Source organism: Frigoribacterium sp. SL97 (genome assembly GCF_026625765.1).
Classification (GTDB): domain Bacteria; phylum Actinomycetota; class Actinomycetes; order Actinomycetales; family Microbacteriaceae; genus Frigoribacterium.
Window position 1 is genome coordinate 1,903,574 of sequence record NZ_CP113062.1, and the last position, 18,950, is coordinate 1,922,523.

Here is an 18,950-nt window from a genome sequence, read left to right on the forward strand (position 1 = left end):
GGGTCAGAACACCTCGTCGGGATGCGTCAAGCGCCACCAGGCGCCCGGCTCGCCGATGCCCGCGTCGAGTTCGAGGGGCACGACGTGCCGTTCTCCGTCGACGGTGAAGGTGACGTCGCCCACGCGCGTCCCGACCGGGGCCGCGCCCACGTCGTCGGTCTCGACCGACGCCTGCACGGTCTCGTCGCCCCAGACGAGGACGGTGGCGTCCTCCGCGGCCACCGCTCGGGCCTCGTCGCCCCAGGGCAGTTCGTAGTCGGCGAAGGCGTCGCCGCGGCTGGTCAGCGTGATGGTCCGGAAGCCCTCCGCGACGCTCGCGAGCGGGGCCTGCACGTCGCGGTCCAGCTGGTCGTGGTCGACGCCGCCGAGCATGGCGCCCACGACCGTGACCCGTCGCCCGCCGATCGTGTAGTCGGCCGCGAACAGCAGGCAGGCGCCGGCCTCGTCGAGCGTCCCTGTCTTGATGCCGACGACGCCGTCCAGCCCGAGCAGTTCGTTGCTGTTGCTGATCTCGCCGATGCCGGGCACGGACGTCGTCGCCGTGCCGACCGTGCGGGCGACGTCGGGGTCGGCCAGGGCGAGTCGGCCTAGCGCGATCAGGTCGGTCGAGGTGCTCGTGTTCTGCGGCGACAACCCGGTGGGCTCGACGAGCGTGGTCGACGAGAGGCCGTGGCCGTCGAGCCAGGACCGCGCCGCGTCGACGAAGGCCTGGTCGCTGCCGAACGCCCACCGGGCCAGCACCTCGGCGTAGTTGTTGGCGGACTCGATCAGCATGACCTCGAGCACCTGCCGCTCGGTGAGGACCTGCCCGGCGGCCATCGGTGCCACCTTGCCGTTCCGTGCGCGGTACGCGTCGACCAGGGCCGCCTCGGCCGGGCCGAAGGTGAGGGACGGGCCGTCACCGCCGTCGAGGGGTTTCTCGTCGAGGACGACGAGGGCCGTGACCACCTTGCTGATGCTCGCGATCGGACGGGGTCGTTCGTCGCCGCTCGTCGTCAGGCTGTCGTCCCAGCCGATCGCCTCGACCGCCGTCGCGCCGTAGGCGGGGAAGGTCAGGTCGGGAGCCTCCTCGGCCGGTGCGGCGTACGAGGCGACGTCCGCCGCGGCGGGCGCCAGCGGGCTGAGCAGTGCCAGGGGGACGTAGCCGCCGACCGCGATTACCAGGGCGAGCAGCGCGACCACGCCCACGCGCCTCCGGACCACGCCGGGTCGACGACGCCCGTCGACTCCGGTCACGCGACCGGTCACGCGACCGCCGCCGACCCGTCCGCCGGCAGACGCAGGGCCCAGAGGGCCACGGCCGAGGCGGCGGCCACGTTGAGGCTGTCGACGCCGTGCAGCATCGGGATGGTCACCACCGTGTCGGCGGCCCGCAGGGCGGCCCGGCTGAGCCCGTCGCCCTCGGTGCCGAGCAGCAGGGCGACGCGGTCCGGAGGCGCGGCCGCGTAGGCGTCGAGGGTGACCGCGTCGTCGCTCAGCGCCAGGGCGGCCACCTCGAACCCCGCCTCGCGGAGCAGCCCGGCACCGGCCGGCCACTCGGGGAGGCGCGTCCACGGGACCTGCAGCACGGTGCCCATGCTGACGCGGACGCTGCGCCGGTAGAGCGGGTCGGCGCAGCGCGGGGTGATCAGGACGGCGTCCGCCCCCAAGCTGGCGACGGCTCGGAAGATCGCGCCCACGTTCGTGTGGTCGACGATGTCCTCGAGCACGACGACGCGCCGCGCGCCGTCGAGCACCGACTCGACCGTGGGCAGCTCGGGACGGTGCATGGCGGCGAGGGCCCCCCGGTGCAGGTGGTAGCCGGTCAGCGTCTCGAGCAGGGCCGCGTCGCCGACGAAGATCTCGCCCTCGTGGTCGGCCACGAGGGGTTCGATGTCGGGCAACCACCGGTCGGTCATCAGCACCGACCGGGGCACGTGGCCCGCCCGCAGCGCCCGCTCGATGACCTTGGTCGACTCTGCGATGTAGAGGCCGCCCTCCGGCTCGGTCACGCGCCGCAGGGCGACGTCGGTGAGCCGGTTGTAGTCGGCGAGTGCCTCGTGGTCGAGGTCGGTGATGCGGGTGACGTGCACGGTGCTCCACGGGGGACGGCCCCGGCGGACGGGCGACCGCTGGAATCGAATCGGAGGGGGACGCGTTTAGGCTAGCGTCACCGCACCCGAAGGAGCCCCACCCGTGTCGAACGCCCCCGCGGCCCCCACCGACGAGCAGGCCCTCGAGGCCGCGGTCGAGGCCCTCCGCGGGCGCCGCGTGGCCGTGCTCACCGGGGCGGGGGTCAGCACCGACTCGGGCATCCCCGACTACCGGGGCGAGGGCGCTCCGCCCCGCAACCCCATGACCTTCCAGCAGTTCCTCTCGAGCGAGAGCTACCGCAAGCGCTACTGGGCCGGCAGCCACCTCGGCTGGAAGTCCTTCCGTGCCGCCGGGCCCAACGAGGGGCACCGGGCGCTGGCCCGGCTCGAGGCCGCCGGCGTCACGAACGGCGTCATCACCCAGAACGTCGACAACCTGCACGTCCGCGCCGGGTCGCGCCGGGTCGTCGACCTGCACGGCACCGTCGACCGTGTCGTCTGCCTCACCTGCGGGCAGGCGTTCGCCCGCGACATGGTGGCGGCCCGCCTCGCCGCCGAGAACCCCTGGATCGACGAGCCCGACCAGGTGCGGCTCGCCCCGGACGGCGACGTCGAGGTGCACGACATCGACGCGTTCGTCGTGCCGACCTGCACGGTGTGCGGCGGCCTGCTCAAACCCGACGTCGTGTTCTTCGGCGAGTTCGTGCCCACCGAGCGGTTCGCCGAGGCGCGCTCGATGGTCGTCGGTGCCGAGGCGCTGCTCGTCGCCGGCTCGTCGCTCGTCGTCAACAGCGGCATCCGCCTGCTCGACCAGGCGACGCGCCGCAAGCTACCCGTGGTCGTCCTGAACCGCGGCGTCACCAAGGGCGACTCGCGGGCCACGGTTAAGCTGGACGCCGGCACGTCGGAGACCCTGGCGGCCCTGGCCGAGCACCTGGGCGCCTGACCCCCGGGCCGTGCCCACCGGAGGAACGATGACGCTCTTGTACCTGGTCCGCCACGGCGAGACCGACTGGAACCGCGCCCGACGCATCCAGGGCTCCACCGACATCCCCCTGAACGACCTCGGTCGGTCGCAGGCCCGAGAGACCGGCGACCTGCTCGCCCGGCGTCGGTTCGACGCCGTCGTCACCAGCCCTCTCTCGCGGGCCGCCGAGACCGGGTCCCTCATCGCCGAGCGCCTGGGCCTGGCCGCGCCCGAGCTCGTCGCCGAGGTCGCCGAGCGTCGCTACGGCGACGCCGAGGGGCTGACCGGCGAGCAGGTCGAGGCACGGTTCCCCCACGGCACCCCGGTGCCCGGTCGTGAGAGCCGCGGGGCCCTCGTCGCACGGGTGCTGCCCGCCCTCGCCGCGATCGCGGCGCGGCACGGCGCCGGCTCGTCCGTGGTCGTCGCGACGCACGGCGCGGTCATCAGGGCGGTCGTGAACCACGTCTCCCCCGACACCGACGCGCACCTGGGCGTGCCCATCCGCAACGGGTCCGTCCACTCGTTCGAGTTCACGGGCGACGCCCTGACGCTGCGGGAGTTCGACGACCCGATCGAGGTCGAGTCCGAACGCGCCGGCACCTACTCGTTCGAGTACCAGAACCCCCTCGAGCGCGACGCGGCCGAACCGGCCTGAGCCGCCGGCCCCGGCCGCCGACGGGTCAGCGTCCCGGGCGCCGGTGGGTCAGCGTCCCGGGCGTCGACGCCGGTGGCCGCCCGCTGCGGCGACGTCGGCCAGTAGGCGCAGCAGCACGTCGGCCGAGTCACGCCAGCTGAACCGGGCGGCCTGCTCGACCGACGCGGCCGAGCGCGCCTCCCACTCGCCCTCGAGTCGTCGGACGGCGGCGGCGATCGACGCGGGCGACGACGGGTCGAAGTAGAGCGCCGCGTCTCCGCCGATCTCGCGGAAGATCGGGATGTCGCTGACCACGGCCGGCGTGCCGAGTGCCATGCCCTCGACGAGCGGGATGCCGAAGCCCTCGGCACGCGAGGCCGTCACGACGGCCGTCGCCCCCAGCAGGGTCTCGCGGTACTCGTCGTCGCTCGCCCCGTCGTGGAAGACCAACGACCCGGCGGGTGCCAGGGCCGTCAAGGAGGCGCGCTCGGCCCCGGACACCCGGCTCATCAGGTGCAGTCGGTACCCGTCGAGCAACGGCAGTGCCCTGGCCAGCGCGGCCACGTTCTTGTACGGCATGAACGACCCCATGTAGACGAGGTCGCGGCTCGCCGGCGCGGTGCGGGGCTCGACGGGGTCGACCGGGTCGGCCGCGTTGTACACCACCGTCACGGGACGCCGGGTCAGGCGGTGGCGACGCATCTCGTCCCGCGTCGTGCGGCTCACGGTGACGACGGCGTCGGCCCGGTTCAGGAGCACCCGCTGCGGCCACCAGGCCAGGTGGTACAGCCGCCAGAGCAGCTTGATCGGCCAGGCGAACTCGGGTGGCGGCGTGCGGTTCGTGTAGTAGATCAGGTCGTGCAGGGTCAGGACGAGCGGGTACCGGCGTCCGGCGGAACCCATGGTCTGCATGGGCGACCAGACGACGTCGGGGCGCAGCGCGTTCACCTGCCGGGCCACGAGCGGCTCGAGGACGCTCGTGGGCGCGCTGACGAGCAGGTGTGGTGCGTCGGGCAACGCGTGGAGCTGGCGGGGGTCGCTGACCAGCATCGTCACCTCGTGGCGCTCGGCCAGCGCCGACACCACGCCGGCGCTGAAGCGGCTGATGCCGTCGTGGCGTCCGACGCGGACGTAGCGGCAGTCGACGACGATCTTCATCGGACGAAGGCCTCGATCGCGGCGGCGGCCTGGCGCGGCTTCTCGTAGTGGATCAGGTGGCCCACGCCCTCGATCACGTCGAGCGTGGCGTCGGGGAAGAGCGCCTGCAGTCGGTGCTGGGCGGGCAGGGCGGTGATGTCGTCGCGGTCGGCGGCGACGAGGAGGGTGGGGACGGTGACGCGGGCGGCGTACGTGCTCACGTCGCTCGAGACCGATGCGCGGAACGCGTCGAGCACCACGCGACGGTCCGAGAACCGCGAGAAGAAGCTGTCGTGCTGGTCGTGGATCCACCGGCGCAGGGCCCGGTCGTGGGTCTTGACCATGGCGAGGCTGGTGAACCTCGTCACGGCCGCGTTCTGCAGCACCTGCTGACCGGCACGTTCGGGCAGGGCCGCGCCGGCCCAGTAGTAGAAGACGGCCAGACGCGTGACCACGCCGCGCGGGCCCTGCAGGGCAGGGGCGGCGATCGGGTTGACCAGGATCAACCGGGAGGCGCGGAGCCCGTCGGCCACCGCGGCCGCCGTGACGATCGAGCCGAACGAGTGCCCCAGCACCACGACGTCGTCACCGAGCGAGAGGGTCGCCACGAACGCGGTCAGCCAGCGCGCGTACGCCGCGACGCTGTGCTCGCCGTCGAGCGGGGTCGACTCGCCGAAGCCCGGCAGGTCGGGCATGACCACCCTCACGTGGTCGAGGTGCGCCACGACCGGTTCGAGACCGTGGTGGTCGCCCCGGAAGCCGTGCACCGCGACGACGGTGACCCGCGCCTCCTGCCCCTCGGGCGGCTCGTACGTCCAGTAGCGGGTGAGGCTGCCGGCGACCTCGACGGCGTCGTCGCGCACCGGTCGGGCGTCGAGGCGGGCACGGTAGGGCGACTTCACGCGCGGGGGTCGGACGATCACGAGCCCGAGTCTACGAGCGACGCGCTGGTCGGAGTGCGCGTCCCGGGGCGCGCGCCCGTAGGGTGGGCGGGTGAGCTTCACTGCCCCGATCCAGCAGCCCGGACTGACCCTCGACCCCAACTGGCACCGCCGTGCGGTGTTCTACGAGGTGATGGTGCGGTCGTTCGTCGACAGCAACGGGGACGGGGCGGGCGACCTCCAGGGTCTGCTCACCCGCCTCGACTACCTGCAGTGGCTCGGCGTCGACGCCCTCTGGCTGCCGCCGTTCTTCCAGTCGCCCCTGCGCGACGGCGGGTACGACATCCAGGACTACAAGGCGATCCTGCCCGAGTTCGGCACACTCGACGAGTTCCGCGACCTGGTCACGAAGTCGCACGAGCGCAACATGCGCATCGTCATCGACATGGTGCTGAACCACACCAGCGACCAGCACGAGTGGTTCCAGCAGAGCCGCGAAGACCCCGAGGGCCCCTACGGCGACTTCTACGTCTGGCGCGACACCGACGACGAGTACTCGAACATCCGCGTCATCTTCGTCGACACCGAAGAGTCGAACTGGACGTTCGACCCGGTGCGTCGTCAGTTCTTCTTCCACCGCTTCTTCTCGCACCAGCCCGACCTCAACTTCGAGAACCCCGCCGTCCAGGAAGCGGTCTTCGACGTCGTCCGTCACTGGCTGGCGATGGGCGTCGACGGGCTCCGCCTCGACGCGATCCCGTACCTGTTCGAGACCGAAGAGGGCAACGGCGAGGGCGAAGCGGCCACGCACGAGTTCATCAAGCGTCTGCGCGCCATGGTCGACGAGGAGTTCCCGGGTCGCGTGCTCATCGCCGAGGCGAACCAGTGGCCCGCCGAGACGGCGGCGTTCTTCGGCACCGAGGACGAGCCGGAGTGCCACATGGCCTTCGACTTCCCGGTCATGCCCCGCATCTTCTACTCGCTGCGCGCCCAGAGCGCCGACGAGCTCAAGCGCATCCTCTCCGAGACGACCGAGGTGCCCCCGGGCGCGGCCTGGGCCGTCTTCCTCCGCAACCACGACGAGCTCACCCTCGAGATGGTCAGCGAGGAGTACCGGCAGGCGATGTACGGCTGGTACGCGTACGACCCCCGCATGCGCTCGAACATCGGCATCCGTCGTCGCCTCGCTCCTCTGCTCGACAACTCGCGCGCCGAACTCGAACTCGTCCACGCACTGCTCTTCTCGCTGCCCGGCAGTCCGTTCCTGTACTACGGCGACGAGATCGGCATGGGCGACAACATCTGGCTGCCGGACCGCGACTCGTCCCGCACGCCGATGCAGTGGACGCCCGACCGCAACGCCGGCTTCTCGACCGCCGACCCGGGCAAGCTCTTCCTGCCCGTCGTCCAGTCGCTCGTCTACAACTACAACCTGGTCAACGTCGAGAGCCAGCTGGCGCAGTCGCGGTCGCTGCTGCACTGGGTCCGCAACGTCATCCACGTGCGCAAGGCCCACCCGACCTTCGGCCTCGGCACCCTCGAGGTGCTCGAGACGAACCAGGAGTCCGTCCTGTCGTTCGTCCGGTCCTACGAGGGGGCCGGCACGCAGTTCGGCGACTCGGCCGAGGACATCCTCTGCGTCTTCTCGTTCGGTCACAACCCGACCTCGGTCGACATCGTGGCCCCGCAGTTCGCCGGGCGCACGTTGGTCGACCTCTTCGGCGGAGCGCAGTTCCCCTCGTTCGACGACGAGGGCAAGGTCACCCTGACCCTCGGCACGCAGGCGTTCTTCTGGCTGCACGTCGGCGACGTGCCCGTGGCGGCGGCACCCGCCGTCGGTGGCGCCTCCTAAGCTCACAGAGTGACTGACACCGACACGACCGGCACCGCCCCCGACCTCGCGGCCGTGGGCGAGCCGCCGGCCGCCTGGTGGCAGGCCCTTGGCGTCTTCGACCTCGAGACGACGGGCATCGACGTCGAGACGGCCCGGATCGTCACCGCGCACGTCGGCCTGATCGACGCCACCGGTGCGACGGTCGCACACGGCGAGTGGTTGGCCGATCCGGGCGTCGAGATCCCCGAGCAGGCCAGCGCCGTCCACGGCATCTCGACCGAGCGAGCCCGAGCCGAGGGGCGACCGGCCGCCGAGGTCGTGGCCGAGATCGTCGCGGCCATCCGTGCCGTCTTCGCCCGCGGCGTGCCGTTGGTCGTCTACAACGCGCCCTACGACCTCACGCTGCTCGACCGTGAGGCCCGCCGCCACGGTGTCGAACCTCTCGGCGAGGTGGGCGAGATCGGCTGCGTCGTCGATCCGCTCGTCATCGACAAGGCCGTCGACACCTACCGCAAGGGCAAACGCACCCTCGAGGCCGCCGCGGCCGTCTACGGCGTCTCGCTCGACGACGCCCACGACGCCGGGGCCGACGCGATCGCCGCCGGCCGTGTCGCCCAGGCGATGGCCAAGCGGTATCCCGATCGCCTCGACGTGCCCGTGACCGAGTTGCACGACCTCCAGGTCGGGTGGTGCTCGACCCAGGCCGAGAGCTTCCAGCAGTACATGCGCCGTGCGAAAGACCCCACCTTCACCGCCCACGGTGACTGGCCGCACCGCCCACTGCCGTTCGCCTGAGCACGAACGCCCCACCGCGCCTCCTGGGCTCACCCGCGCCTCCGCCTCCTGGGCTCGCCCGGGCCTCCTGCGGTGCGGTGTCCTGTCGGCGTCCACCCTCTCGGTCGGGCACCCTCACCCGGGCGCACGAAAGAGGCGGCCCACCAGGTGGACCGCCTCTTTCGGGCGTGTGGGCTGTGGCCTACTTGCCGAAGTTCTTGTAGCGCGAGTTGAACTTCTCGACGCGACCGGCCGAGTCGAGGATGCGCTGCTTGCCCGTGTAGAACGGGTGCGACTCGGACGAGATCTCGACGTCGATGACCGGGTAGGTCTCACCGTCGAGCTCGATGGTCTTGTCGCTGGTCGTCGTGGAGCGCGTGAGGAACGTGGCGCCCGACGCGAGGTCCCGGAAGACGATCTGCTTGTACTCGGGGTGGATGTCGGTCTTCATGATTGTCCTAGGTCTAGCGAACGAGTGATGATGGTGAGTTCAGGAGGCGCGTGCAGCATCGCTGCGGGCCAGCTGTCAACGATACCAGACCGACGGCCCGGATCGTAGGAGGCGCGGTTCAGCCCGCGGCGCGGGCCGAGTACCGGCCCCCGTCGGACTCGACCCGCAGTTCGACGCCGAACGTGGCGCCGAGGGTCTCGGCCGTGATGACCTCGTCGAGGGGGCCGGCGGCCACGACGGAGCCGTGGTCGAGCAGCAGGGCGTGCGTGAATCCCTTGGGGATCTCCTCGACGTGGTGGGTCACCATGACGATGGCCGGAGCGCCCTCGGACGAGGCGTAGCCCGAGAGCATCTGAAGCAGCTCTTCGCGGGCGCCGAGGTCGAGGCTCGCGGCCGGCTCGTCGAGCAGCAGCAACTCGGGGTCGGTCATGACCGAGCGGGCGATCTGGACGCGCTTCTGCTCGCCGTCGCTCAGCTCGCCGAAGGTACGGTCCGAGAGGTGGTCGAGCTTCCACTCGTCGAGAACGCGGTGCGCCCGACGGACGTCGACGCCCTCGTACTCTTCGTTCCAGCGCCCGGTGACCGAGTAGGCGGCCGTCAGGACGACGTCGACGACCTTCTCCTTCGCCGGGATGCGCCGGGCGATGGCCGTCGAGGCGAAGCCGATGCGTGGCCGCAGGTCGAACAGGTCGACGGAGCCGAGGTCGGAGCCGAGGATGCTGGCCTCGCCCGAGGACGGGTGGCTCTGCGCGGCGGCGACCTGCAGCAGGCTCGTCTTGCCGGCACCGTTCGGGCCGAGCACGACCCAGCGCTCGTCGGAGTCGACCGTCCAGGTCAGTTTGTCGACGACGGCTGTGCCGCCTCGGACGATCGAGACATCGGTGAGCTGCAGGACGGTAGGCATGGTCCTCAGCCTAGTTGAGCAGGCCCTCGTAGATCCCCAGCGTCTGCTCGGCGATCCGCGCCCACGAGAACTCTTCTTCGGCCCTCATGCGGCCGGCTCGTCCCATGAGGCGGGCGAGTGCCGGGTCGGAGACGACCTCGGTGAGGGTGGCCGCCAGGTCGGCCACGAAGCGGTCGGGGTCGACCGGGGTGCCGGTGCCGTCCTGCACCTGGTCGAGGGGCACGATCCGGCCCGTCAGACCGTCCGCGACGACCTCGGGGATGCCGCCCGTGTCGGACCCGACGACGGGGACGCCACAGGCCATCGCCTCGAGGTTGACGATGCCGAGGGGTTCGTACACCGAGGGGCAGACGAAGGTGGTGGCGGCGCTCAGCACCGCACTGAGCTGGTGACGGGGCAGCACGGTGTCGATCCACACGACACCGGTGCGCTCCTCTTGCAACTCTCGGACGAGACCCGTGACCTCGGCCATGATCTCGGGGGTGTCCGGCGCGCCGGCGCAGAGCACGAGCTGCACGTCGGCCGGCAGCAGCTTGGCCGCGCGCAGCAGGTACGGCAGGCCCTTCTGGCGGGTGATGCGACCGACGAAGACGACGGAGGGGCGGTCGGGATCGACGCCCAGGCTGCGGACCAGCTCGGCGTCGTCGACGCGCTTCCAGCCCTCGAGGTCGATCCCGTTGTACACGACCTGGACCTTCGACTCGTCGATCGACGGGTAGGAGCGCAGGATGTCGCGGCGCATCCCGTCGCTGACCGCGATGACGCGGTCGGCGGTCTCGTAGGCCTGACGCTCGATCCAGCTCGAGACGCGGTAACCGCCTCCGAGCTGTTCGGCCTTCCAGGGTCGGAGCGGTTCGAGGCTGTGGGCCGTCAGGACGTGCGGGACCCCGTGCAGCATCTGGGCCAACTGGCCGGCCGCGTTCGCGTACCAGGTGTGGCTGTGGACGACGTCGGCTCCGGCCACGTCCTGGGCCATGCTGACGTCCACGCCGAGGGTGCGCAGCGTGGCGTTGGCCTGGTCGAGCTGGGGCAGGTCGGGGTACCCGGTCGTGTCGGGTTCGGGGTCGACCTCGCCGAAGGCACGGACCTGCACCTCGACGCCCTGACGCAGGGCCTTGACGAGTTCGACGACGTGGACGCCCGCTCCCCCGTAGACGTTGGGCGGGTATTCCTTGGTGATGACATCGACTCGCACGTGGTTCACCGTAGTCGTGCGACCGCGAATCGTGCCATTCTGGCCCCATGGCATCAAAGAAGATCTTCGGCATCGTCCTGGCTGGTGGCGAGGGCAAACGCCTGATGCCGCTGACCGCCGACCGCGCGAAACCCGCTGTCCCGTTCGGTGGCAACTACCGTCTCATCGACTTCGCCCTGTCGAACCTGATCAACTCGGGTCTCCGGCAGATCGTCGTCCTGACCCAGTACAAGTCGCACAGCCTCGACCGCCACGTGTCGCAGACCTGGAGCATCGAGGGCCTGCTGGGTGCCTACGTCGCCTCGGTCCCGGCCCAGCAGCGGCTCGGCAAGCGATGGTTCGCCGGCAGCGCAGACGCGATCCTGCAGAGCCTGAACCTCCTGCGTGACGAGAAGCCCGACATCGTCGTCGTGGTGGGTGCCGACCACGTCTACCGCATGGACTTCTCGCAGATGATCGAGGCGCACATCGCCTCGGGCGCCGGGGTCACCGTCGCCGCCATCCGTCAGCCCATCTCGCTGGCCGACCAGTTCGGCGTGATCGAGGTCGACTCGGACGACCCGACCCGCATCGGCCGGTTCCTCGAGAAGCCGACCGACGCCACGGGCCTGCCGGACTCCCCCGACGAGATCCTCGCGTCGATGGGCAACTACGTCTTCGATGCGGACGTCCTGATCGACGCCGTGCTGCGCGACGGTGAGAAGCCCGACTCCAACCACGACATGGGCGGGGACATCGTCCCCGACTTCGTCTCCCGGGGCGACGCGGCGGTGTACGACCTCAACCGCAACGAGGTGCCCGGGTCGACCGAGCGCGACCGCTACTACTGGCGCGACGTCGGCACCATCGACTCGTTCTACGACGCGCACCGCGACCTGATCTCGGCCCTGCCGATCTTCAACCTCTACAACACCGACTGGCCGATCTTCAGCCAGCAGCTCAACTCGCCCCCCGCGAAGTTCGTCCGCGACGGCCACGGCAACCTCGGCACGACGATCGACTCGATCGTGTCGCTCGGTTCGTTGCTCTCGGGAGCGCACGTGGAGCGCAGCGTCCTGGGGCCATGGTGCACCCTCGACAGCGGCTCGCGGGTCGTCGACTCGGTGGTCTTCGAGCGGGCCCACGTCGGCCCGAACGCCGTCGTCAACCGGGCGATCCTCGACAAGGACGTCGTCATCGCGGCCGGCGCCTCCGTCGGCGTCGATCCCGAGGCCGACCGGGCCCGCGGGTTCACCGTCACGCCCTCCGGCATCACGGTGGTCGGCAAGGGCGTCCGGGTCGACCAGTAGACGCCCGGAGTCACACGAGCGGCGCGGTGCGTCGGCGGCCCTAGGCTGTCGGCGTGCCGCGTTTCCTCATCGTCCTCGACGTCGACTCCACCCTCATCGAGGACGAGGTCATCGAACTCCTCGCCGACGCCGCCGGCACCCGGGCACACGTCGAGGACGTGACCTCCCGGGCCATGGCCGGCGAGCTGGACTTCGCCGCGAGTCTCGCCGAGCGCGTCGCGACCCTCGAGGGTCTGCCCGAGTCGGTCCTCGCCGAGGTCCGAGCGCACCTCACGCCGACCCGCGGCGTCCGTGAACTCGTCGACGGCGTCCATGCCGCCGACGGTCTGGTGGGCGTCGTGTCCGGTGGGTTCCACGAGACCCTCGACCCGCTCGCGGACGACCTGGGGCTCGACTTCCGCCGGGCCAACCGCCTCGAGCTCCGAGGGGGCAGGCTGACCGGACGGGTCTCCGGTCCCGTGATCGACGCGCACGCCAAGGCCGCCGCTCTTCGCGGATGGGCCGAGGAGGCGCGGGTCGACCTCGCGCACACCGTCGCGGTCGGCGACGGGGCCAACGACCTCGAGATGATGGCCGTGGCAGGGCTCTCTGTGGCGTTCAACGCCAAGCCGCGGGTCCGGGAGCGCGCCGACGTGGTCGTCGGGACGAACGACCTGTCGCAGGTGCTGCCCCTGCTCGGGCTCCGGGGCTGAGCCACCGGACGAGGCGGGCGCCCGTCGGTGGTCGACCCGCGCCTCCTGCCCGGTGGGCCTAGTGGCCCATGCCGAGGCCGCCGTCGACGGGGATCACGGCACCCGAGATGTAGGCGGCGTCGTCGCCCGCGAGCCACGTGATCGTCTTCGCGACCTCCGCCGTCGTGCCGTACCGGCCGGCGGGGATGCTCTTCTTGTACTCGGCCTGCTGAGCCTCGGGCAGGACGGCGGTCATGTCGGTCTCGACGAAGCCGGGGGCCACCACGTTGGCGGTGATGCCGCGGGCACCGAGCTCGCGGGTCAGGGAGCGGGCGAAGCCGACGAGGCCCGCCTTCGAGGCTGCGTAGTTGGCCTGACCCGGTCCGCCGTAGAGGCCGACCACGCTCGACACGAGCACGATGCGCCCGAACCGGGCCTTGAGCATGCCCTTGGACGCCCGCTTCACGACGCGGAAGGCCCCGCCGAGGTTGGTGTCGACGACCGAGGTGAAGTCGTCCTCGGTCATGCGCATGAGCAGACCGTCCTTCGTGATGCCGGCGTTGGCCACGACGACCTCGACCGGGCCGAGCTCGGCCTCGACGGTGCTGAAGGCCGCGTCGATCGAGGCGGCGTCGGTGACGTCGGCGACGACGGTCAGCGTGCCCTCGGGGCCCTGACCGCTCCGGGCGGTGACGGCGACGCGGTGTCCCTGGGCGACGAACTCCTCCGCGATGGCGAAGCCGATGCCTCGGTTGCCGCCGGTGACGAGGACGGTGCGGGGCGTGGTCATGGGTGGTCTCCTCGGGGGCGATCTCGACGGCCACCGCTCGGTGCGGCGGACTCACGGCGAACCTGTGATCGGCAGGCCGCCGACCAGCCTACTGTCGGACCCGGGTCTTAGGATCGAGGCGGTCCCCCGGACGTCTGGTCCCCGAGATCGATCCGGCACCCGTCCGTGGTGCGTCCACCCTCCTCCCGACATCGAGGTGTGCCCCGTGAAGGCCTCGAACACGATCACGTCCCTGCCCCCCTCCCCCACCGACGACCGGCACTCCCGCATGGTCAAGTACCTGGTGGCGATGGGCATCAGGTTGGTCTGCATCGCCCTCTGCTTCGTCTTCCCCCTCGGGTGGTGGACGTTGTTGCCCGTCATCGGTGCCGTCGTCATCCCGTACATCGCCGTGGTGTTCGCCAACGTCGGTCACGAGTCCGGCGACGCGGTCGAGAGCCCCGGCGGCATCGAGCTGTACCGCGAGCCCCAGGCGCCGTTCCGACCGACGGTGGTCGACGGCGACGCCGGTCCTGCGGGCCCCGCAGCCCCGTCCGACGACGATCCCGGCGAGCCCGACCACGATCGGCCCACCGTCTGATGCTCGGTCTCGATCCCGTCGGCGTCCAGTGCTCTCGCGCCTCCTGTCGAGCCGAGGCACGGCATAATGTCCACTGGCGCAACCCCAAGATCCACGGCATCGACCGGGTCAAGGTGTGGTCGGCATGCGACGAGCACGTCGACTTCCTGCGCGAGTTCCTCGCGGCACGTGACTTCCCGGTCGTCGTGACGGGGGTGTCAGAGGTCGTCGAACAGGTCGGAACGGAGGCGCGGTGACGAACATCCGCTTCGCCCTCTCACGCAGATGGCTGGGCTACCTCGCCGTCGCCGTCGCGTTCGCGATCATCTGCGTGTTCCTCGCGCACTGGCAGTGGTCCCGACACGACGAGAAGCTCGCGGTCGTGCACCAGCTCGAGCAGACCTACGACGCCGACCCGGTCCCCCTCCACCAGGCCCTGCCCGAACTGTCGTCCTACGACGCGGCCCAGGAGTGGCAACCGGTCGAGATGACGGGGCGCTACCTCACCGACGACGAGTTGCTGGTCCGCAACCGTCCGCTCAACGGCCAACCCGGCTTCGAGGTCCTCGTCCCGTTCCGCACCACCCAGGGCGACGTCTTCGTGGTGGACCGCGGTTGGGTACCCACCGGCAACGCCCAGGACTCCCCCGACGTCGTGCCCGCGCCTCCTCCGGGCGACGTCACCGTGGTCGCACGCCTGAAGCCGGGCGAGCCGGCACTGGGCGACCGCACGGGCGTCCCCGGGACGAACCAGATCGCGACCATCCAACTCAGCGAGGTCGAATCGCGAGTCGGGCAGCCCGTCTACTCGAGCGCCTACGGTCTGGTCGTCAGCGAGAGCCCCGCGCCGGCCACGGCACCCGTGCCGTCCACGAAGCCCGAGATCGACACCGGTCTGAACCTGTCGTACTTCGTCCAGTGGCTCATGTTCGCGGTCGGTGCCTTCGGGTTCCTGTTCTACGTGTTCCGCCAGGAGTACCGCAACCAGAACGCGGACGACGACGAACTCGTCGAACGCGAGGCAGAACGCCAGCGCCGTCGTGACGCCCGACCCCGCCACGACAACGACGTCGAGGACGAGATCCTGGACGGCGCTCACCGCTGACCGGACCGCCGGCCGGGACCGGGTGGACCGGGGCCCCACGGCACCCAGGGCCGGGAGCCTGGGGCCTGGGGCCTGGGGCTTGGGGCTTGGGCCGGTGCCCGGGTCAGGCGAGGTTGATCAGGTCGGAGTAGTCCGGGGTCCAGTGGTCCTCGGTGCCCTCGGGCATGATCAGCACTCGCTCGGGGTTCAGGGCCTCGACGGCACCCTCGTCGTGGCTCACCAGGACGACGGCCCCCTCGTAGTTGCTCAGGGCGTCGAGGATCTCGAGTCGGCTCGCGGGGTCGAGGTTGTTGGTGGGCTCGTCGAGCAGCAGGACGTTCGCCCCCGAGACGACGATCATGGCCAGCGCCAGTCGCGTCTTCTCGCCGCCGGACAGCACGCCGGCCGGCTTCGCCGAGTCGTCGCCCGTGAAGAGGAACGAGCCCAACACGCGTCGCGCCTCCATCTCGGTGATGTTCGGAGAGGAGGACACCATGTTCTCGAGGACGCTGCGCTTGACGTCGATCGTCTCGTGCTCCTGGGCGTAGTAGCCGACCCGCAACCCGTGGCCCGGTTCGAGCTGCCCGGTGTCGGGAGCGTCGACCCCGGCGAGGATGCGGAGCAGCGTCGTCTTGCCCGCACCGTTCAGGCCCAGGATGACGACCTTCGAGCCGCGGTCGATGGCGAGGTCCACGGCCGTGAAGATCTCGAGGGAACCGTAGCTCTTCGAGAGGTTCGAGGCCATCAGCGGCGTCTTGCCACACGCGACCGGCGTCGGGAAGCGCAGCTTCGCCACGCGGTCGACCGCGCGGACCTCGTCGAGGCCGGAGAGGAGCTTCTCGGCCCGTGCCACCATCTGGTGGGCCGCCGCGGCCTTGGACGCCTTGGCGCCGAACCGGGCCGCCTGCTTCTGCAGGGCCGAGGCCTGCTTCTCGGCGTTCGAGCGCTCTTTCTTGCGGCGCTCCTCGTCGGCGGCGCGCTGTCGCTGGTAGTTCCGCCAACCCATGTTGTAGACGTCGATCGCCTGTCGATTGGCGTCCAGGTAGAAGACGCGGTTGACGACCTCCTCGACGAGTTCGATGTCGTGGCTGATCACGATGACGCCGCCCTGGTAGGTCTTCAGGTACTCGCGCAGCCAGACGACCGAATCGGCGTCGAGGTGGTTCGTCGGCTCGTCGAGGATCATCGTGTCGGCCGCCGAGAAGAGGATGCGGGCCAGCTCGATGCGCCGGCGCTGACCACCCGACAACGTCGACAGGGGCTGGTCGAGGATGCGGTCGGGCAGGCTGAGGTTGCTCGCGATGGACGCCGCCTCGGCCTCGGCCGCGTACCCGCCGAGCGCGTTGAACTGGTCGTCGAGGTCGCCGTAGCGCTTCATGGCGCGGGCGGCGACGGCGGGGTCGGGGTCGCCCATGGCCAGGGTCGCCTCCTGGATGCCGAGCAGCAACTGGCCGAGACCTCGGGCGTCGAGGATGCGCGTCCGGGCGAGGTCCTCGGGGTTGCCGCTGCGGGGGTCCTGCGGCAGGTAGCCGATCTCTCCGGAGCGCTCGATCTTGCCGCCCGTCGGGAGGGTCTCGCCGGCCAGCGTCTTGGTCATGGTCGTCTTGCCGGCGCCGTTGCGGCCGACGAGGCCGATCTTGTCGCCCCGGTCGACCCGGAACGAGACGTCGGCCATGAGGAGGCGCGCGCCGACGCGGATCTCGAGATCGTGCACGGAGAGCACAGCAGATGTCCAATCGATTGGTGAGGAGTCCACAACGGGGCCCGGAAGGGGGCCGCCCATAAGATGGGGACGTCGTGTGGAGAGGGTCGCAGCACTGCGCTGCCGACCAGCCGCTCGGCCGATCAACCTACCCATTCTAGGAGTCCCCATGACGAACACTGCCGCATCGACCTCACGGCCGGTCCTCGCCGACCGTCTGGTGGCCCGGGGCGCCGCCGCCGACGTGGCCCTCGTCCTCGGTGGAGTCGCCGTCGTCTCGGCGCTCGCGCAGGTCCAGGTGCCGCTCTGGCCGGTGCCCGTCACGGGACAGACGCTCGGCGTCATGCTCGTCGGCGCCTCCCTCGGGGCCCGTCGAGGGGCGCTGTCGTTGGCCACCTACCTCGTGCTGGGAGTCGCCGGCCTGCCGATCTTCGCCGAGTTCTCGGGCGGTCCCCTCAGCGTCCTCAAGCCGAGCTTCGGCTTCGTCATCGGATTCGTCGTGGCGGCTGCCGTCATCGGCTGGCTCTCCGAGCGCGAATGGGACAAGAAATGGTGGCGTTCTGCCGCCGCGTTCTTCCTCGCGAGCCTGATCCCCTTCGCCGTGGGCCTCCCCTACCTGGCCGTCGTGCTCGGATCGCTGGGCCTGCCGAACGACCTGCCGAGCGTCCTCGCCGCCGGTCTGTACCCGTTCATCGTGGGCGGGATCGCCAAGTGGCTGATCGCGGCGGCGGCCCTGCCGCTCGCCTGGCGTGCGCTGAAGCGCATCGGCGACTAGCTGCCTCCCGCTCCCCCGGCGTGCCCGGCGAGGGACGCGACGACGAAGCCCCGCCCCTCTCGGAGGGGCGGGGCTTCGTCGTGTCGCGTCGTCGGGCGACTCTCAGATGGAGAACCCGATGGCTCGCATCATGTCGCGTCCGTCGTCCGTGATGCGGTCGGGGCCCCACGGCGGCATCCACACCCAGTTGATGCGGAACGCGTCCACGACCCCGTCCAAGGCGTTCGCCGTGTCGCCCTCGATGACGTCCGTCAACGGGCAGCCTGCACTCGTGAGCGTCATGCTGATGATGAGGGCGTTCTCGTGCTCTTCGTCCATCGCCAGGTCGTAGATGAGACCGAGGTCGACGATGTTGACGCCCAGCTCGGGGTCGACGACCTCTTTCAGGGCCTCGATGGTCTGGTCGAACTTCTCGGGGCTGAGTGCGACGGCCATGGTCAGACCGCCGAGGTCGCGGCGGCCTCGGCGGCGGCTGCCGTCACGTACCGGTCGTAGCCCTCGTTCTCGAGACGGTCGGCCAGCTCGGGGCCGCCCTCGTCGGCGACGTGGCCGTCGACGAAGACGTGGACGAAGTCGGGCTTGATGTAGCGGAGGATGCGCGTGTAGTGCGTGATGAGCAACAGACCGAGGCCGGTGTTGGCCTTCGCGCGGTTGACACCCTCGGACACGATCTTGAGGGCGTCGACGTCCAGACCGGAGTCGGTCTCGTCGAGGACGGCGAACTTCGGCTTCAAGAGTTCGAGTTGCATGATCTCGTGGCGCTTCTTCTCGCCACCCGAGAAGCCCTCGTTGACGTTGCGCTCGGCGAAGGCCGAGTCCATCTTGAGGGCGGTCATCGACTCGCGGAGGTCCTTGATCCAGCCGCGGATCGCGGGGGCCTCGCCGTCCAGGGCCGTCTTGGCCGTCCGGAGGAAGTTCGAGACCGTGACGCCGGGGATCTCGACGGGGTACTGCATGGCGAGGAAGAGGCCCGCCTTGGCACGCTCGTCGACGCTCATCTCGAGCACCTCGCGACCGTCGAGCAGGATCGATCCGCCGTCGACGTTGTAGCGGGGGTGGCCGGCGATCGTGTAGGCGAGCGTCGACTTGCCCGAGCCGTTGGGGCCCATGACGGCGTGGATCTCGCCCTCGTTGATGGTGAGGTCGACGCCCTTGAGGATGGGCTTGGGGCCGGCGTCGGTGTCGATGCTGACCTTGAGGTCACGGATCTCGAGAGTGGACATGCGTTCTG

The 18,950-nt window shown here is 70.6% G+C and carries 21 protein-coding genes; 10 read left to right on the forward strand and 11 right to left on the reverse strand.

Annotated elements, in window-relative coordinates:
* Positions 1-3: 3 nt before the first annotated feature.
* Both OVA02_RS09090 and OVA02_RS09095 read right to left on the reverse strand, forming a co-directional pair.
* Positions 4-1,236, reverse strand: coding sequence for a D-alanyl-D-alanine carboxypeptidase family protein (locus OVA02_RS09090; protein ID WP_267658026.1), 1,233 nt, complete (start codon positions 1,234-1,236; stop codon positions 4-6).
* 8 nt (positions 1,237-1,244) lie between these two features.
* A complete protein-coding gene (locus OVA02_RS09095) occupies positions 1,245-2,072 on the reverse strand; it encodes a TrmH family RNA methyltransferase (RefSeq protein WP_267658027.1) in 828 nt (275 codons plus the stop codon).
* 103 nt (positions 2,073-2,175) lie between these two features.
* Here OVA02_RS09095 and OVA02_RS09100 point away from each other — a divergent pair, with 103 nt between their 5' ends.
* Positions 2,176-3,018 (forward strand): NAD-dependent protein deacetylase, encoded by an 843-nt coding sequence (locus OVA02_RS09100; protein ID WP_056045171.1) that lies wholly within the window; start codon positions 2,176-2,178, stop codon positions 3,016-3,018.
* A gap of 28 nt (positions 3,019-3,046) precedes the next feature.
* On the forward strand, positions 3,047-3,694 hold the full coding sequence (locus OVA02_RS09105; RefSeq protein ID WP_267658028.1) for a histidine phosphatase family protein: 648 nt from the start codon (positions 3,047-3,049) through the stop codon (positions 3,692-3,694).
* 48 nt (positions 3,695-3,742) lie between these two features.
* Here OVA02_RS09105 and OVA02_RS09110 read toward each other — a convergent pair whose 3' ends face one another.
* Positions 3,743-4,831 (reverse strand): glycosyltransferase family 4 protein, encoded by a 1,089-nt coding sequence (locus tag OVA02_RS09110; RefSeq protein WP_200412179.1) that lies wholly within the window; start codon positions 4,829-4,831, stop codon positions 3,743-3,745.
* Positions 4,828-5,733 (reverse strand): alpha/beta fold hydrolase, encoded by a 906-nt coding sequence (locus tag OVA02_RS09115; RefSeq protein ID WP_267658031.1) that lies wholly within the window; start codon positions 5,731-5,733, stop codon positions 4,828-4,830. Before OVA02_RS09115 ends, OVA02_RS09110 begins: the two co-directional genes overlap by 4 nt.
* Positions 5,734-5,803: 70 nt before the next feature.
* Here OVA02_RS09115 and treS point away from each other — a divergent pair, with 70 nt between their 5' ends.
* Positions 5,804-7,543, forward strand: coding sequence for a maltose alpha-D-glucosyltransferase (treS, locus tag OVA02_RS09120; protein ID WP_267658032.1), 1,740 nt, complete (start codon positions 5,804-5,806; stop codon positions 7,541-7,543).
* A gap of 54 nt (positions 7,544-7,597) precedes the next feature.
* A complete protein-coding gene (locus OVA02_RS09125) occupies positions 7,598-8,320 on the forward strand; it encodes a 3'-5' exonuclease (protein ID WP_052505248.1) in 723 nt (240 codons plus the stop codon).
* Between the two features lie 181 nt (positions 8,321-8,501).
* Here OVA02_RS09125 and OVA02_RS09130 read toward each other — a convergent pair whose 3' ends face one another.
* The 3 genes from OVA02_RS09130 to glgA form a co-directional block, all read right to left on the reverse strand.
* Entirely contained in the window at positions 8,502-8,750 is a 249-nt protein-coding gene (locus OVA02_RS09130; RefSeq protein ID WP_043594989.1) for a type B 50S ribosomal protein L31, read from the reverse strand.
* A gap of 118 nt (positions 8,751-8,868) precedes the next feature.
* Positions 8,869-9,654: an ABC transporter ATP-binding protein gene (locus tag OVA02_RS09135; RefSeq protein WP_056045184.1), complete on the reverse strand. Its 786-nt coding sequence runs from the start codon at positions 9,652-9,654 to the stop codon at positions 8,869-8,871.
* Between the two features lie 10 nt (positions 9,655-9,664).
* Positions 9,665-10,849, reverse strand: coding sequence for a glycogen synthase (gene glgA, locus OVA02_RS09140; protein WP_267658035.1), 1,185 nt, complete (start codon positions 10,847-10,849; stop codon positions 9,665-9,667).
* Between the two features lie 47 nt (positions 10,850-10,896).
* Between glgA and OVA02_RS09145 the strand changes: the two genes are divergently transcribed.
* On the forward strand, positions 10,897-12,138 hold the full coding sequence (locus OVA02_RS09145; protein ID WP_054146106.1) for a glucose-1-phosphate adenylyltransferase: 1,242 nt from the start codon (positions 10,897-10,899) through the stop codon (positions 12,136-12,138).
* A gap of 53 nt (positions 12,139-12,191) precedes the next feature.
* Positions 12,192-12,830, forward strand: coding sequence for a phosphoserine phosphatase SerB (gene serB, locus OVA02_RS09150; protein ID WP_056045188.1), 639 nt, complete (start codon positions 12,192-12,194; stop codon positions 12,828-12,830).
* Between the two features lie 58 nt (positions 12,831-12,888).
* On the opposite strand, the gene fabG is transcribed toward serB, so the two are convergent.
* Positions 12,889-13,599, reverse strand: a complete 711-nt coding sequence (gene fabG / locus OVA02_RS09155) for a 3-oxoacyl-ACP reductase FabG (protein WP_056045191.1) — start codon at positions 13,597-13,599, stop codon at positions 12,889-12,891.
* A gap of 205 nt (positions 13,600-13,804) precedes the next feature.
* On the opposite strand from fabG, the gene OVA02_RS09160 reads away from it, so the two are divergent.
* Genes OVA02_RS09160 through OVA02_RS09170 form a run of 3 tightly spaced genes read left to right on the forward strand, consistent with a single transcriptional unit; the run spans position 13,805 to position 15,263 of the window.
* Positions 13,805-14,179, forward strand: a complete 375-nt coding sequence (locus OVA02_RS09160) for a DUF3099 domain-containing protein (protein ID WP_267658038.1) — start codon at positions 13,805-13,807, stop codon at positions 14,177-14,179.
* Positions 14,179-14,415, forward strand: coding sequence for a hypothetical protein (locus OVA02_RS09165; RefSeq protein WP_056045199.1), 237 nt, complete (start codon positions 14,179-14,181; stop codon positions 14,413-14,415). The genes OVA02_RS09160 and OVA02_RS09165 overlap by 1 nt, the downstream gene beginning before the upstream one ends.
* Complete coding sequence (locus OVA02_RS09170; protein WP_267658039.1) at positions 14,412-15,263, forward strand: SURF1 family protein; 852 nt, start codon at positions 14,412-14,414, stop codon at positions 15,261-15,263. Before OVA02_RS09165 ends, OVA02_RS09170 begins: the two co-directional genes overlap by 4 nt.
* Positions 15,264-15,366: 103 nt before the next feature.
* Here OVA02_RS09170 and OVA02_RS09175 read toward each other — a convergent pair whose 3' ends face one another.
* Positions 15,367-16,965 carry an ABC-F family ATP-binding cassette domain-containing protein gene (locus OVA02_RS09175; protein WP_056045204.1) on the reverse strand — a complete coding sequence of 533 codons (1,599 nt, stop codon included), beginning with the start codon at positions 16,963-16,965 and terminating at the stop codon, positions 15,367-15,369.
* Positions 16,966-17,113: 148 nt separating this feature from the next.
* On the opposite strand from OVA02_RS09175, the gene OVA02_RS09180 reads away from it, so the two are divergent.
* The gene (locus tag OVA02_RS09180) at positions 17,114-17,719 is read left to right on the forward strand and encodes a biotin transporter BioY (protein WP_056045207.1); all 606 of its coding nucleotides are present in this window, start codon (positions 17,114-17,116) and stop codon (positions 17,717-17,719) included.
* Between the two features lie 102 nt (positions 17,720-17,821).
* On the opposite strand, the gene OVA02_RS09185 is transcribed toward OVA02_RS09180, so the two are convergent.
* Together OVA02_RS09185 and sufC are read right to left on the reverse strand one after the other, a co-directional pair.
* Positions 17,822-18,154, reverse strand: a complete 333-nt coding sequence (locus OVA02_RS09185; protein ID WP_043594998.1) for a metal-sulfur cluster assembly factor — start codon at positions 18,152-18,154, stop codon at positions 17,822-17,824.
* 2 nt (positions 18,155-18,156) lie between these two features.
* Positions 18,157-18,942, reverse strand: a complete 786-nt coding sequence (gene sufC / locus OVA02_RS09190) for a Fe-S cluster assembly ATPase SufC (RefSeq protein WP_056045210.1) — start codon at positions 18,940-18,942, stop codon at positions 18,157-18,159.
* Positions 18,943-18,950: the final 8 nt, after the last annotated feature.